Origin of the sequence: Citrobacter sp. JGM124, from assembly GCF_018257795.1 — a bacterium.
In the GTDB taxonomy this organism is placed as follows: Bacteria; Pseudomonadota; Gammaproteobacteria; order Enterobacterales; family Enterobacteriaceae; genus JGM124.
The window spans coordinates 121,171-136,876 of the sequence record NZ_JAERJD010000009.1; the positions used below are offsets into that span (position 1 = coordinate 121,171).

General features: G+C 48.8%; 9 protein-coding genes and 1 tRNA gene. 6 read left to right on the forward strand and 4 right to left on the reverse strand.

The window, feature by feature from the left end; all coding sequences use genetic code 11:
* Positions 1-51: 51 nt before the first annotated feature.
* From ptrA to recD, 3 genes are read left to right on the forward strand one after another with little or no spacing between them, the layout of a single operon-like run.
* A complete protein-coding gene (ptrA, locus tag JK154_RS13865; RefSeq protein WP_211993146.1) occupies positions 52-2,940 on the forward strand; it encodes a pitrilysin in 2,889 nt (962 codons plus the stop codon).
* Positions 2,940-6,482 (forward strand): exodeoxyribonuclease V subunit beta, encoded by a 3,543-nt coding sequence (recB, locus tag JK154_RS13870; RefSeq protein ID WP_211993147.1) that lies wholly within the window; start codon positions 2,940-2,942, stop codon positions 6,480-6,482. The genes ptrA and recB overlap by 1 nt, the downstream gene beginning before the upstream one ends.
* The gene (gene recD / locus JK154_RS13875) at positions 6,483-8,327 is read left to right on the forward strand and encodes an exodeoxyribonuclease V subunit alpha (protein WP_211993148.1); all 1,845 of its coding nucleotides are present in this window, start codon (positions 6,483-6,485) and stop codon (positions 8,325-8,327) included. It begins immediately after the preceding gene.
* A 73-nt stretch (positions 8,328-8,400) separates the two neighbouring features.
* On the opposite strand, the gene argA is transcribed toward recD, so the two are convergent.
* On the reverse strand, positions 8,401-9,732 hold the full coding sequence (argA, locus tag JK154_RS13880; RefSeq protein ID WP_211993149.1) for an amino-acid N-acetyltransferase: 1,332 nt from the start codon (positions 9,730-9,732) through the stop codon (positions 8,401-8,403).
* Between the two features lie 223 nt (positions 9,733-9,955).
* On the opposite strand from argA, the gene amiC reads away from it, so the two are divergent.
* Complete coding sequence (amiC, locus tag JK154_RS13885; RefSeq protein ID WP_211993150.1) at positions 9,956-11,206, forward strand: N-acetylmuramoyl-L-alanine amidase AmiC; 1,251 nt, start codon at positions 9,956-9,958, stop codon at positions 11,204-11,206.
* A gap of 96 nt (positions 11,207-11,302) precedes the next feature.
* On the opposite strand, the gene JK154_RS13890 is transcribed toward amiC, so the two are convergent.
* Positions 11,303-11,379: transfer RNA gene (locus tag JK154_RS13890), tRNA-Met, on the reverse strand.
* A gap of 205 nt (positions 11,380-11,584) precedes the next feature.
* Between JK154_RS13890 and mltA the strand changes: the two genes are divergently transcribed.
* Together mltA and tcdA are read left to right on the forward strand one after the other, a co-directional pair.
* On the forward strand, positions 11,585-12,691 hold the full coding sequence (mltA, locus tag JK154_RS13895; protein WP_211993233.1) for a murein transglycosylase A: 1,107 nt from the start codon (positions 11,585-11,587) through the stop codon (positions 12,689-12,691).
* Positions 12,692-12,866: 175 nt separating this feature from the next.
* On the forward strand, positions 12,867-13,682 hold the full coding sequence (tcdA, locus tag JK154_RS13900; RefSeq protein WP_211993151.1) for a tRNA cyclic N6-threonylcarbamoyladenosine(37) synthase TcdA: 816 nt from the start codon (positions 12,867-12,869) through the stop codon (positions 13,680-13,682).
* Here tcdA and csdE read toward each other — a convergent pair.
* Together csdE and csdA are read right to left on the reverse strand one after the other, a co-directional pair.
* Complete coding sequence (gene csdE, locus JK154_RS13905) at positions 13,679-14,125, reverse strand: cysteine desulfurase sulfur acceptor subunit CsdE (RefSeq protein WP_211993152.1); 447 nt, start codon at positions 14,123-14,125, stop codon at positions 13,679-13,681. The two genes, tcdA and csdE, sit on opposite strands and share 4 nt — an antisense overlap.
* Positions 14,126-15,331 carry a cysteine desulfurase CsdA gene (gene csdA, locus JK154_RS13910; RefSeq protein WP_211993153.1) on the reverse strand — a complete coding sequence of 402 codons (1,206 nt, stop codon included), beginning with the start codon at positions 15,329-15,331 and terminating at the stop codon, positions 14,126-14,128.
* Between the last annotated feature and the right edge of the window lie 375 nt (positions 15,332-15,706).

Below are 15,706 nucleotides of genomic sequence, written 5' to 3' on the forward strand. Positions count from 1 at the left end.
GGCTGGTCTGGTAAATCTGGATAGTAGTGGGTATGTAATACAAGGGGAGTTATGCTGAAACGCATCGTGGAATTTGCTGTTATTTTTTTATCTATTTTTACGCTCTGGGTACCGCCGTCTTTTGCTGAGGGTGGGTGGCAGGTTCTTCCTGACACCATACGAAAGAGTGAAAAAGATCCTCGGCAGTACCAGGCTATTCGTTTAGATAATGGTATGACTGTACTTCTCGTTTCCGATCCCCAGGCGGTAAAATCGTTGTCTGCATTAGTGGTTCCTGTGGGATCGCTTGCTGACCCTGATGCGCACCCCGGTCTTGCACACTATCTGGAACACATGACATTAATGGGGTCTAAAAAGTATCCCGATCCGGACAGTCTTGCTGAATATCTTAAGAAGTATGGCGGTAGTCATAATGCGAGTACTGCACCTTACCGTACGGCATTTTATCTGGAGGTCGAAAATGATGCTCTGCCAGGTGCTGTTGAACGGTTGGCTGACGCTATTGCAGAGCCTAATCTGGAGCAAAAATATGCTGATCGCGAGCGCAATGCGGTTAACTCCGAGCTAACCATGGCCCGTTCTCGTGACGGGATGCGTATGGCACAGGTGAGTGCTGAAACCCTCAACCCGGCCCACCCTGGATCGCGTTTTTCCGGCGGTAACCTTGAAACGCTCCGTGATAAACCTGGCAGCAAATTGCGGGATGCCTTACTGACCTTCCGGGATAAATACTACTCTGCAAATCTGATGCGGGCCATTATCTATAGTAATAAGCCATTGCCGGAACTGGCTCAGATGGCCGCAGATACCTATGGACGAGTGGAGAATAAGAATATTAAGCAACCGGAGATTACGGTTCCGGTCGTTACTGATGCTCAAAAAGGGGTTTTTATACATTATGTTCCAGCGATACCCCGCAAGGCGCTGAGGATTGAGTTCCGTATTGATAATAATAGCGACAAATTTCGCAGTAAAACGGACGAACTCATCAGTTATATGATTAGCAATCGTAGCCACAATACCCTTTCAGACTGGCTACAACAGGAAGGGCTGGCAGACAGTATCAGTGCCAGCTCCGATCCGATGTCTGCTGGTAACAGTGGTGTGTTTGCCATCACCGTCTCACTGACTGATAAAGGCCTGGCAAATCGTGATGATGTCGTGGCAGCCATATTTTCTTATATCAATGCGCTTAAAACAAAAGGCATTGATAAACGTTATTTTGATGAACTTTCCCATGTGCTTGATCTGGACTTTCGCTACCCCTCCATTACCAGAGATATGAGTTATGTTGAGTGGTTAGGGGATACCATGTTACGTGTTCCTATATCCCATACCCTTGATGCGGTGAATATTGCTGATCGGTTTGATCCCCAGTCCATTCATGCACGGCTGGAGACGATGACACCCCAAAATGCGCGTATCTGGTATATAAGCCCGGAAGAACCGCACGATAAAACAGCTTACTTTGTTGATGCCCCCTATAAAGTCGATAAAATTTCGCCTCAAACCATGGCAATATGGCAGCAAAAAGGAGATGCGCTCAAGCTCGATTTACCGGCGCTAAATCCTTATATCCCTGATGATTTTACACTCTATAAGTCAAAGAAATCGTACATACATCCTGAGATGTTGGTGAACGAAGATAACGTCCGGGTGATGTATATGCCTGGTCGGTATTTTGCGAATGAACCGAAAGTGGATGTCACTATGCTTTTGCGTAATCCTGAAGCCATGGACAGCGCCAAAAATCAGGTACTCTTTGCTTTAAATGACTATATGGCTGGCCTTGCACTGGACGAACTTAGCCAGCGAGCATCGGTGGGGGGGATTAGTTTCTCTTCCCATGCCAATAGTGGATTAATGATTAACGCCAATGGTTATACTCAGCGGTTACCGCGTCTTTTTGAAGAGCTGGTCAGGGGGTATTTCTCTTACACTCCCACGGAAGATCAGTTTAATCAGGCGAAGTCCTGGTATCTGCAACTGCTTGATGCAGCGGATAAAGGAAAGGCTTACGAACAGGCCCTGTTTCCCGCACAGATTATCTCCCAGCTTCCCTATTTTCAGCGTCAGGAACGCCGAGAACTGTTACCTGAATTGACTCTGAAAGAGTTGCTTGAGTACCGGGAACAGCTTAGAGGCAACTCCCGGGCAGAGTTCCTGATAGTTGGTAACATGGCGCCTGACCAGGCGACGAAACTGGCACATGACATCACCGAACATCTGAAACTCAGGGGGGATGAATGGTGTCGTAATCAGGATGTGCTGATTGATAAGAAATATCGAGTGATATTTGAAAAAGCCGCCACCGGTACAGATTCGGCCCTGTCAGCGGTCTATGTACCGAAAGGTTACGATGAAGTCACCAGTGAGGCTTACAGCCTGATGATCGGGCAGATTATCCAGCCGTGGTTCTATAACCAGTTAAGAACACAGGAGCAGCTGGGGTATGTGGCATCTGCATTCCCTGTTGCTATCGGGCGGCAATGGGGAGTCGGTTTTGTGTTGCAAAGCAGTGATAAACAACCAGCCTTTCTCTATCAACGCTTTACCGCATTCTATCCTGAAGTAGAGCAAAAGTTACGTGATCTCAGCAGTGCTGATTTTGCTCAAATTAAGCAAGGTGTTATCGGCTTGATTCAACAAGCTCCCCAGACTCTCTCGGGTGAAGCATCAATGCTGAGTAAGGACTTTGACCGACGTAATAATGCTTATGATTCCAGAGATAAATTAGTAGAAAAAATCAATTCCCTGACGCCACAAAGTCTGGCTGATTTTTTCCACAATGCTGTCATTGACCCACAAGGGATGGCGATGCTGTCGCAAGTTTCTGGCAGTGAAGGGGGGCGAACTGAGTATGCCAGCCCTGAAGGATGGGAAGTATGGGATGAAGTCAGTAAGTTACAACAATCGTTACCTAAACTAAGAGAAGAATAATGTCTGACGTCACCGCCCAGTCACTGGATCCCTTAATCTTACCGCTGCATGGTGAGCGCTTAATTGAAGCTTCTGCCGGTACCGGTAAAACCTTTACTATAGCCGCCCTCTACCTACGTCTGCTATTAGGGTTAGGAAACGCTCAGGCCTTTTCACGCCCCCTGTCGGTTGAGGAACTACTGGTGGTGACGTTCACAGAAGCGGCGACGGAAGAATTGCGTGGTCGTATTCGGGCAAATATTCATGAGTTGCGTATTGCCTGTATACGTAATCATACGCGGAACCCATTGCTGGCAAACTTACTGGAACAAATTAACGATAAATCCCTGGCTGCGCGAACATTGTTACTGGCGGAGCAGCAAATGGATGAAGCGGCAATTTTTACCATTCATGGATTTTGTCAGCGAATGCTCAGTCTGAATGCTTTTGAATCAGGCATGCTGTTTGAACAACAATTGCTGGAAGATGAAGGCCTGTTACGACGCCAGGCTTGTGCTGATTTCTGGCGTCGCCACTGTTATCCCTTACCCAAAGACGTCGCTTTAGTGATCAGTGAGCAATGGTCTGGTCCTGATGCGTTGTTAAGAGATATTCACCAGTGGTTGCAGGGTGAGGCTCCTGCACTGAAGGCGCCTCCCCCTCCAGATGAGACGCTGATAAGCTTGCATGAAAAGATCATTGCCACCATTAACACCTTTAAACAGCAATGGCGTCTCGCTGCCAGTGAACTCCAGGGGTTGATTGAACGTTCGGGGGTTGATAAGCGAAGTTACAGTAGCAAGCATTTACCTAACTGGCTTGCTATCGTTGAGGCGTGGGCCAATAGTGAAACGCTGACTTACCAGCTCCCGGAAGCGCTCAGAAAATTTTCCCAGCGAACCCTGACAGAAAAAACCAAAAAAGGTGAGGTTCCTTGCCATAGCCTGTTTGCGGCAACGGATACGTTACTGGATCAGCCTCTGACGTTACGTACTTTGGTGATTACCCGGGCACTTAAAGAAATTCGTTATCAGGTGCAGCAAGAAAAGGCTCGTCGGGGGGAGCTGGGTTTTGATGATATGCTCAGTCGCCTGGATAGTGCATTGCATCAACCGGGAGGGGAGGCGCTTGCCTGCGCTATTCGTCAGCGTTTTCCGGTCGCGATGATTGATGAATTTCAGGATACTGACCCACAGCAGTATCGCATTTTTCGCCGTCTCTATTTACAACAACCCTCGACGGGTTTACTACTGATTGGCGATCCGAAACAGGCCATCTATGCATTTCGTGGCGCCGATATCTTTACCTATATTCAGGCTCGTAACGAGATTACTGCACACTATACATTGGAAACTAACTGGCGATCATCCCCGGCAATGATTACGGCTGTGAATCGGCTTTTCCAGCAGGTGGATCCTCCTTTTTTATTTGAGCAAATCCCTTTTTTACCCGTAAAACCAGCACCTAAGAATGAAGGGGCGCGTTTTACCTTGCAAGGCCAGACACAACCCGCCCTGACGTTCTGGCTCCAGCCAGGGGAGGGCGTTGGTGTGAATGACTATCAACAAGGGATGGCTATGCAGTGTGCCAGGGAGATTCGTGACTGGCTGGCAGCAGGGCAGCGGGAAGACGCACTGCTGTGGCATGATAACCAGTCAAGAGTGTTACAGGCTTCCGATATTACCATTCTGGTTCGTAGTCGACATGAAGCGACCATTGTGCGTGATGCACTACGAAGCCTGAATATTCCCTCTGTTTACCTTTCCAGTCGTGATTCAGTATTTGCCACCCAGGAAGCACGAGAGTTGCTATGGATTTTACAAGCAGTACTCACCCCTGAGGTGGAGTCCAGTTTGCGCAGTGCTATGGCAACCAGCATTCTCGGGCTGGATGCCCGAACCCTTGATGCATTAAACCAGGATGAGACCGAATGGGATAAGCTCGTTGAAGAGTTTTTAGATTATCGCCAGCTATGGATGCAGCGCGGTGTTATGCCAATGCTGCGAGCACTGATTACGGCAAGGCATGTCGCTGAAGATTTACTGGCTACTCCCTCAGGTGAGCGACGTTTAACCGATATTTTGCATCTCAGTGAACTGCTCCAGGAAGCGTCATTAGATCTTGAAAGTGAGCACGCACTGGTGCGCTGGCTGGGTCAGCACATTGCTGAACCCGATAGCAATGCCGCCAGTCAACAGTTGCGCCTGGAGAGTGATAAACACCTGGTACAGGTGGTGACAATACATAAGTCAAAAGGACTGGAGTATTCCATGGTATGGGTGCCTTTTGCCGTTAATTATCGCCAGCAAAAGAGTGGTATCTACCATGATCGAAGTACTTATGATTCGCGACTGGACTTAAGTGATGATGAAGAGAGCTTACGGCTGGTGGAAGAAGAACGTCTGGCTGAAGATTTACGTTTACTCTATGTCGCTCTGACCCGTTCCGTCTGGCATTGTAGCATTGGTCTGGCACCTCTGTTCCGTGGCTCCCGAGCCAAAAAGGGGCTCACTGATGTTCATCTGAGCGCTTTGGGTTATCTGATCCAACAAGGCACAGCGATGGATGCGGAAGGTCTTACCCATCAGCTTAAGCTGCTAGTCGATGAGACGATAAATGTGGAGATGCTGTCTGAAGGCAACAATACCCCCTGGCAACCTTTGGTCGCACCACAGCCAGAACTTGCGGTACGCCATTTAAATCGCCCGGTAGCGGATAACTGGCGCGTGACCAGTTACTCTGGACTTCAACAGCGTGGCAGCCATTCACTGCAAGAGCTGATGCCACGCCTTGATGTTGATGCCACGGGGGATGTCGGGGAACAGAGTGTACCGGCGCTCACCGTGCATAACTTCCCCCGTGGGGCGTCTCCCGGAACTTTTCTACACAGTTTGTTTGAGAAGATCGACTTTAATCAGCCAGTTGATGGTGAGTGGGTTGCTGAACAACTTCGTAATCAAGGCATTAACGAGGAGTGGCAACCCATGATGACACACTGGCTAACCCAGGTGCTTAATGCGCCACTCAATCAGGCTGGGGTGAGCCTTTATCAGCTGACGCCTAAACAGCGACATGCGGAGCTTGAGTTTTATCTGCCCATTGTCAGTGACCTGCAAGCCGACAGACTTGATAGCCTGATCAGGGCATATGATCCCCTGTCTGCCGATTGCCCACCACTCGACTTTCGTAGTGTTAAGGGAATGCTGAAAGGCTTTATTGATCTTGTTTTTTGCTGGCAGGGTAAATATTACTTACTGGACTATAAATCCAATTGGCTAGGCGAGGATAACGATGCCTATAGCTTGCCCGCTATGGAACAGGCGATGCGTGCCCATCGTTATGACTTGCAGTATCAACTCTATACCCTGGCTCTGCATCGCTACCTGGACCACCGGTTAGCGGAATATAATTATGAGCAGCATTTTGGCGGCGTTTTCTATCTATTTCTGAGAGGGATAGATCCGAATAATCCCGGGCAGGGTATTTTCGCAACACGCCCTGATTTCGCCCTGATTGAGGCGATGGATTGTCTGTTTTCCGGAAACAGGGAAGAGGTAGCCTAAATGAGCCTGTCACAATTATTAAACCAGGCCGTAGAGCTGAAGTTACTCAGTGCATTAGACATGCAATTTGCCATGATGGTGGCCACGGATGAACAACCAGGGGTCATGCTTGCTGCCGCTTTACTGAGCCACGATGCGGGAGAGGGGCATGTCTGCTTGCCTCTGTCACGTTTACGTCCTGACGATATTTTTGCTGGCAGATCCCCTGAGTTGGCTGCTCAGTTATTTGCTGCTGCCGGGGAGCCGCAACACTGGCCATCTCTGTTGCTGGCTTCTTATGCGGTGAGTGACGATGACACTGCCACACCGATTAAACTCATTGGTGAGCGTTTATACCTTAACCGAATGTGGCGCAATGAGCAGCGGGTCGCCGATTTTTTTAGTACTCATAATCGGCCATTAATCTGGGACGAAAATCAGGTTCGCAGCGTGCTGGACAGGCTTTTTGGTGTAAGTGAGAAAACCGACTGGCAGAAGGTTGCCGCCGCTGTCGCCTTAACCCGAAGAATTTCAGTGATCTCTGGGGGGCCGGGTACGGGTAAAACGACTACTGTTGCGAAGCTCCTGGTGGCCTTAGTCCAGCTATCCGTGGATAAGCCATTACGTATTCAGCTTGCTGCCCCTACCGGAAAAGCGGCTGCCCGTTTGAGTGAATCGCTAGGTCACTCACTGGGCCAGTTACCCCTGAGCGATAAGCAAAAAGCGTTGTTACCGGGAGATGCCTGTACTTTACACCGTTTACTGGGGGCGCAGCGTCAAAGTCAAAAATTTCGTTATCATGCTGGTAATCCACTGCATCTGGATGTACTCGTTGTTGATGAGGCCTCCATGGTCGACTTGCCGATGATGGCCAGGCTTATTACCGCGCTCCCCCCACATTCTCAGGTTATTTTCCTTGGTGACCGCGATCAGTTAGCCTCGGTAGAGGCCGGGGCGGTATTGGGAGATATTTGTCAGTATGTGAATGAGGGGTACTCAGCCTCAAGGGCTGAACAACTCCAGCGTCTGACGGGAAATAGCGTACCGGTGGGGGGAAGCCTTGCAGAAAGCGCATTACAAGATTGCTTATGCCTGCTACGTACCAGTTATCGTTTTGGTGATGACTCTGGTATTGGTAAGCTGGCACAGGCTGTTAATGGCAGTAATGCAAAGCAGGTTGACGTTGTATTTGCCTCAGGATATGAAGATGTATCCTATCGTATCCTGCTGGAAACCGAAGACTATGCAGCTATGATCGATGATGTTGTTGCGGGTTATCGTGATTATTTACTACTGGTCAAAGCAAAAGCCCCTCCAGCGGAAATTATTAAGGCGTTTGGTCGTTATCAATTACTTTGCGCATTGCGTGAAGGCCCTTTTGGTGTGAGCGGTTTAAATGAACGTATTGAACTTGCTTTGGCCCGTGAGCGTTTAATTTACCTGCCACCTAAAGCCAGTAGTCGCTGGTATCACGGTCGTCCGGTAATGATCGCACGCAATGAAGCAGCCCTGGGGCTGTTTAATGGTGATATTGGTATCGCCTTACAAGGTGATGACGGGCTGCGGGTTTGGTTCCCCATGGCGGATAGTTCGGTAAAGTCAGTCCAGCCCAGTCGCCTGCCACAACACGATACCGCCTGGGTGATGACGGTACATAAGTCACAGGGTTCCGAATTTGACCATGCGGCGCTGGTGCTGCCAAATCAATTTGTCCCGGTAGTCACCCGTGAACTGGTTTATACCGCGATTACCCGCGCCAGGAAGCATCTGTCACTGTATGCTGATAAACAGATACTGAGGCGAGCGATAATGACGGGTACGGAGCGGCGTAGTGGGCTAACAGCCATGTTTTCAGCCCCGATCTAGTGAGCGTAGGCGCACACACTCAGGAGCTGAGGGCCGGAATGTGGCCCCTGAGTGTGTAAAATCTACAAGTAAGTTAGCTTAAGTCAACCATCAGGACTTTAGATTTGCGCTGGTAGTTGTACATCTCTTTCTTACTCGCCGGCAACTGGTCAACGTCAACAGGCATAAAACCACGTTCCTGAAACCAGTGAATACTGCGTGTTGTTAAGACAAATAGTTTACTTAGCCCGATTTGCCGTGCTTGTGTGGCGATATGCTGTAATAGCTCTTCCCCCCGAGAGGAACTTCGGTAATCCGGATGCACGGCGACACAAGCCATTTCACCAATGCTCTCTTCCGGGAAGGGGTAGAGTGCAGCACAGGCAATTGTCAGATTATCGCGCTGAATAATCGTAAATTTATCGATCTCCATTTCCAGTTGCTCCCGGGAACGGCGAACTAAAATACCCTGCTGCTCAAGTGGGGTGATTAAATCCAGAATCCCACCAATATCATTAATGTTGGCACGACGAATTTGCTCGGCGCTTTCCATCACGATCTGGGTGCCAATACCCTCACGGGAGAATAACTCCTGCAGTAAAGCGCCATCTTCCTGATAGCTGATTAAATGGCAACGGCGTACACCACTACGGCAGGCTTTGACTGCACCACGTAAAAAGCGCACCGTTCCTGAATGGTAGTCACCCGTACTTTCGATGGTCCTGATACGGGCTTCAGCATCTGCCGGGAAAAGCTCAGAGATAACATTTCCCTTCTCATCGGTTACGCCTTGAGATGAGCAAAAACCAATCATTTTTTCGGCTTTAAGTTTGACGGCCAGTTGGGTGGCTATCTCTTCAGAGGTCAAATTGAAACTTTCACCGGTGACCGAAACAGCAACGGGCCCCATTAAAACAATGGAATTATTGTCCAGCTGGCGATGAATGGCTTCTTCATCAATACGCCGCACACGTCCGCTGTGACAGTAGTCAACGCCGTCATCGACACCTAGCGGTTGAGCAATAATAAAATTACCGCTCACTACGTTGATATGGGCCCCCTGTAATGGCGTGTTACCGAGGCTCATGGAGAGGCGTGCAGTAATATCAAGTTGCAACAGTCCTGCAGCTTGTTTGACCAGTTCCAGCGTTTTGGCATCAGTAACGCGTGTCTGTTTGTGATAAACAGGATCTTGATTATGGTCGGCAAGATTGGCGTCAATCTGTGGACGGGCGCCATATACCACGACAAGGCGTATCCCCAGGCTATGCAAAAGGCCAATGTCGTTAACGATACTGGAGAAGTTCCCATGTTCAATGGCTTCGCCGCCCAGCATAATGACAAAGGTTTTCCCCCTGTGTGCATTAATATAGGGAACAGAATGGCGAAACCCCTGGACCAGTTCAGTTCTACGTTCCTTCACCACGACATAACCTCATTGCATGAATATTCGTATTTATTGTATTTTTATTCTATTGTCTCTTTGGGTGCAAGTGGCAATTTCCTTTCAAGCGTAAATTTCTCTGTATTATCCATGCAGATCCTTTTCTGAATATTTACCCTTTTATAGATGACAGTAATAACGTGTTTCGCTAAAGTTTTCGGCTCAAAAAATTTTTAACAGATACCTAATTTCCTTTAGGGGAGCCATGTCAGATTCCAGCTTATCATTGAGTCGCCGCCGTTTACTTCAGGGCGCAGGTGCCATGTGGTTATTGAGTGTCAGCAACGTGGGTTTTGCTGCATCAGGCCAGGTTGTGGCTGTGCGTGTCTGGCCGGCCTCGACTTATACTCGTGTGACGCTGGAATCCACTCATTTGCTTAAGTATCGCCAGTTTGCTCTCAGTAACCCTGAGCGTGTGGTTGTTGATATCGAAGGGGTTAATCTGAATGCGGTATTAAAGGGATTAGGAGGCCAGATTCGTGCAGATGATCCCTTTATTAAGTCTGCGAGAGTGGGGCAATTTGATCCAAAAACCGTGCGCATGGTTTTTGAATTGAAACAAAATGTAACGCCACAGGTCTTTGCCCTTGCGCCCGTTGCTGAATTTAAAGAGCGACTGGTGATGGATCTTTATCCTGCCAATGTGAATAATCAGCAAGATCCTCTCCTTGCCTTATTAGAGGATTATAACAGCGGTCAGCTGGAGAAAAAAATGCCTGTCCAGCAGGGGCCTCAACCAGGGAAAGCCGGGCGTGACAGGCCAATTGTCATCATGCTTGATCCTGGGCATGGAGGAGAAGACCCCGGTGCAATTGGCCCTAATAAGACCCGTGAAAAAGATATTGTGTTAAGTATTGCGCGCAGGCTTAAAGCGCTCATTGATAAAGAAAGCAATATGAAAGCCTATATGACACGTAATGAAGATATCTTCATTCCACTAAAAGTGCGGGTCGCTAAAGCGCAAAAACAGCGGGCGGATCTTTTTATCTCTATCCATGCGGATGCTTTTACCTCTGAGGCGGCGCGTGGATCGTCAGTATTTGCGCTTTCTACGAAAGGGGCGACCAGTACTGCGGCAAAATACCTTGCTCAAACACAGAATGCCTCTGACTTAATTGGTGGTGTGGGTAAAAGCGGTGATCGTTACCTCGATCACACTATGTTTGATATGGTGCAGTCATTGACGGTGAACGACAGCCTTAAGTTTGGGAAAGAGGTCCTGAATCGAATGGGGCGGGTAAATAAGCTGCATAAGAATAGTGTGGATCAGGCCGGATTTGCGGTGCTAAAAGCGCCGGATATTCCTTCTATTCTGGTTGAGACGGCTTTTTTAAGTAACCGTGAAGAGGAACGTAAGCTGCGTACAGCAAAATTCCAGCAGCAGGTTGCGGAGTCTATCCTGACGGGTATTAAGGCTTATTTTGCTGACAGCACTACGCTTGCACGACGTGGGTAATGGAGAAGGAGCGATAAATGGCAGGGTATACGCGATGTTCAACTGAGTTTTGACTATAACAGGCATAAAAAAAACACCTTTCGGTGCTTTTAATATTGGTTGCGGGGGCCGGATTTGAACCGACGACCTTCGGGTTATGAGCCCGACGAGCTACCAGGCTGCTCCACCCCGCGTCTGTGGATGCGCACTATACTCTGCTCGTTTTTCTATGCAACCCTTTTTTAAAATTAATTCATGAATTTATCATACTTGTTTAATTGATAACAATAATGGCTAAAAAACAACCATGGCTGTTGTTCATTAACGGCAATCGTTTAATTCTTTTAATGTGTTTGCTATCTTCGCGGTAATAAGGTGTCGTCAGTGGGAAAAATAACGATGAAAGTGCATTGGGTAAAATATGTTGCAATGGGTGCGATTTTAGCAACGCTCGCCGCTTGTACATCGAAACCGACCGATCGTGGTCAACAGTATAAAGATGGGAAGCTCTCTCAGCCTTTCTCGTTAGTGAATCAACCTGGCGCATTAGGTACTCCTAACAATGCCGGTGACTATGCAAATCAAGTCGCACAGGTCGCTTCTGCATCTCCTCGTTTGTATAACAGCAACAGCCCTGTATTCAACTCGGTACAACAGTGGCTACAAGCAGGGGGAGATACTCGCCAGCTCAGTCAGTTTGGGCTTAATGCCTGGCAGATGGAAGGAGCCGATAATTACGGCAACGTAAAATTTACAGGCTATTATACGCCAGTGGTTCAGGCCCGACATACACGTCAGGGCGCGTTCCAGTATCCTATCTATGGGATGCCGCTGAAAAAAGGCCGTTTGCCATCGCGTGCAGCAATCTATAATGGAGCACTCGGTGATCGTCATATTCTTGCCTGGAGTAATTCATTAATGGATAACTTCATTATGGATGTGCAGGGCAGTGGCTATATCGACTTTGGTGATGGGCAACCGCTGACTTTCTTCGGCTATGCCGGTAAAAATGGTCATGCTTATCGTAGCGTTGGTAAGGTTTTGATAGACAGAGGCGAAGTAAAAAGAGAAGACATGTCAATGCAGGCAATCCGTCACTGGGGTGAGACCCATAGTGAGGCTGATGTGCGAGAACTGTTATCCCAGAATCCCTCTTTTGTCTTCTTTAAGCCTGCCAGTTATTCTCCCGTTAAAGGGGCCAGCGCGGTTCCATTAATTGGCCGTGCTTCTGTTGCCTCTGATCGTTCTATTATCCCGGCGGGTACCACCTTGCTGGTAGAGGTTCCCTTACTGGATAATAATGGTAAATTTACCGGCAATTATGAGCTGCGGGTGATGGTGGCCCTGGACGTTGGGGGAGCCATTAAAGGTCAACACTTTGATATTTATCAAGGGATTGGCCCGGATGCCGGGCATCGTGCAGGCTGGTATAACCATTATGGCCGTGTCTGGGTGCTAAAAAATGCTCCAGGAACCGGAATGGGTGGTAACGTTTTCAGTGGTTGACTGATGATCATCATTTAGCCGGGGTCGGTGAGATATCGCTGATTGAAACCCGAGCTGTCAAAACGATGTCGACTGTTACAGGGTAAGTGCTTGCGCACTGTGCTGTTTTTATCAGTATTTCCGGACTTTCAGGTGGCTGTATAATCAGCCATCTTATGATTTTAGAGGGTAAATAATGTCTGTCACACTCACCGATGCCTGGCGACAACGCTTTGGTGGAACCGCGCGCCTTTATGGGCAGTCGTCCCTGCAACTTTTTGCTGATGCACACATTTGTGTGATTGGTATCGGAGGGGTTGGGTGCTGGGTGGCGGAAGCGCTGGCACGTACCGGTATCGGGGCCATTACGCTCATCGATATGGATGATGTTTGTATCACGAATACCAACCGCCAGCTCCATGCCCTTAAAGGGACGGTCGGACAGGCTAAAGCTGAGGTGATGGCGACGCGTATTCGCGAGATTAATCCTGAATGTCGAGTAACCGTGGTGGATGATTTTATCAGTGCAGATAATGCCGCAACTTTGCTCAATCAGGGGTTTAGCTATGTCATTGATGCAATTGATAGTATCCGTCCTAAAGCTGCGCTGATTGCCTATTGTCGTCGTAATAAAATTCCCTTAGTAACGACGGGGGGGGCGGGAGGACAAATCGATCCTACACAGATCCAAGTGGCTGATTTGGCGAAAACTATTCAGGATCCACTGGCAGCCAAATTGCGTGAAAGACTGAAAAGTGATTTTGGTATTATAAAAAATAGCAAAGGGAAGCTGGGTATCGACTGTGTTTTTTCCACTGAAGCTTTGGTTTATCCCCAGGCTGATGGCTCAGTTTGTGCCGTGAAAAGCCAGGCTGAAGGGCCGAAACGTATGGACTGTGCGGCGGGGTTTGGCGCTGCGACCATGGTGACGGCAAGCTTTGGTTTTATTGCTGTATCTCATGCCCTGAAGAAAATGATGGCCAAAGCAAAAGCTAAGGCCGATGTAGCTTAAGCGTAATGATGGGCTATCTGCTCTACCTTTTTGGATAGCGCAGCCAGCCCGTTACTGCGTGAAGTACTCAGCTGGCTGCGTAGTCCCAATTCGTCAAACAGTGTCAGAGGATCAATGGCGAGCAATTGACGGGCTGTTTTGCCTTCGATTGCGGTCAATAATACTGCCAGCAATCCACGCACAATTCGGCCTTCACTATCACCGTAAAAATGCAGTGTGCCATCAGGCTGACAGTCATGGCCGAGCCAGACGCGATTCTCACAACCTGGTATCTCTAACTGCTCATTTTTGAAGGCTTCTGGCAGGGCAGGGAGCTGTTTGCCTAACAGAATCAGCTGACGATAACGTTCTTCCCACTGCGTCAGGGGAGCAAATAAACGTTGTAGATTTTCGGCGTCAATCGTTGTTCCAAAAGGATGGGAACTCTTCGGGCTATCAATCATTTAGTCCACCAAAATAGTGAGCGCGCGATCAATCGCGTCTACCAGCTTAACAACGTCGAGCTCCGTGTTATAAGGGGCAAAAGAGGCCCGTAGTGTCCCTTTGGTTCCCAGAGCTGCCAGCAGGGGGTGGGCACAATGCTGACCGGCTCGTAGCTCAATCCCCGACTCGGCTAACAGGGTCACCAAATCGTGATGATGCACACCATCAAAATTAAAGGCCAGTAGGCTAGACTGCTGGCAGCGATAACTGTGAAAACCAGGACGTTCAGCCAGTGCGGTTTCTGCCTGTCCCGCCAGTTCACGACACCAGGCTTCAGCCTGTGGCAGATGGATGCTTTCGAGCCAATGTAAAGCCGCATTCATACCGATAACCCCTGCGACGTTTGGGGTTCCTGCCTCAAAACGATAAGGTACCGGCTGTAGCTTAAAGCTTTCAAATGAAACTTCAGTGATCATCTTTCCTCCCCCCAGCCAGGGAGACATCGTATCCAGCAATTCTGGTTTGCCATAAAGTACGCCAATGCCTGTCGGGCCATAGAGCTTATGAGCAGAAAAGGCGTAAAAATCGATATCCAGTGCCTGTACGTCTGGCGGGCAGTGCACAATCCCCTGGGCTCCATCGACCATCACGACGGCCCCCGCCTGATGTGCAAGATCAATCGCTTTGGCTAAATCCGGGCAGCCTCCAGTCACATTAGACATTTGCCCCAGGGCCAGAATGCGTGTCTTTTCAGTGAGTAGGTTAGGTAACTGGGCAATGTCAGGCAAAGCGCTACTGGCCAGAGGAAGTTTAATGACCCGGGCCCCAGTTTGCTCTGCTACCATCAGCCAGGGTACTAAATTAGCATGATGCTCGGCCTCGCTGACAATAATCTCATCACCGGGTTTTAGCCGTGGTCTGGCATAGCACTGGGCTACCATGTTAATCGACTCTGTTGTGCCTTTAGTCCAGACCACTGATTGCGCTTGCCCGGCATTTAATAAACGGGCAACGGCCTCGCGTGCTGATTCATAATTTTCGGTCAGTTGCTGGGCGGCCAGAAACTGACTGCGGTGTACTGTGCCAGCACTTTGGGTATAGAACTGCTGTGTGGCATCTATCACCGCCTGAGGCTTGAGTGCGGTTGCCGCGCTATCAAGATAAATATTGCTGCCCGAGATAGCTGGAAACTGTGCGCGAAAAAGGACTGGATTAAATATTTTCATGGCATTCCTCGTTTATCCGGACAGATCGTCTCGCAAATTCGTGTCATGCACAAGGTTTCAATTATGCTGGCTAATAAAGAAGAGAAAGTTTATGTCGGGGGAGGTGCGGAAAACAAAACCAGGCGGGTTCTGGACAAAAAAAAGCACCGCAAAAGGCGGTGCTATAAAAAATGACGATTTACAGACAGGGTAAACTTACAGAAAGAAAAAATAGGGTAGCCCTGTTAGCGCAGCCTGAAATGTCAGGCCAAACACAACAACACAACAACACAACAACACAACCATAAGCCAAAAGCACTCTGAACACGCATTTCAGATGACTTTTCGTTCCGGCTCAAGAAGTGCCGCCACTATAGGTATTTGCTGGTACATCCT

Bases quoted from the DNA above. Each gene is read 5' to 3' on its own strand.
- tcdA (WP_211993151.1), top strand. From the start codon at position 12,867: ATGTCTGTCACACTCACCGATGCCTGGCGACAACGCTTTGGTGGAACC.
- ptrA (WP_211993146.1), top strand. From the start codon at position 52: ATGCTGAAACGCATCGTGGAATTTGCTGTTATTTTTTTATCTATTTTT.
- csdA (WP_211993153.1), bottom strand. From the start codon at position 15,331: ATGAAAATATTTAATCCAGTCCTTTTTCGCGCACAGTTTCCAGCTATC.
- recB (WP_211993147.1), top strand. From the start codon at position 2,940: ATGTCTGACGTCACCGCCCAGTCACTGGATCCCTTAATCTTACCGCTG.
- recD (WP_211993148.1), top strand. From the start codon at position 6,483: ATGAGCCTGTCACAATTATTAAACCAGGCCGTAGAGCTGAAGTTACTC.
- csdE (WP_211993152.1), bottom strand. From the start codon at position 14,125: ATGATTGATAGCCCGAAGAGTTCCCATCCTTTTGGAACAACGATTGAC.
- mltA (WP_211993233.1), top strand. From the start codon at position 11,585: ATGAAAGTGCATTGGGTAAAATATGTTGCAATGGGTGCGATTTTAGCA.
- amiC (WP_211993150.1), top strand. From the start codon at position 9,956: ATGTCAGATTCCAGCTTATCATTGAGTCGCCGCCGTTTACTTCAGGGC.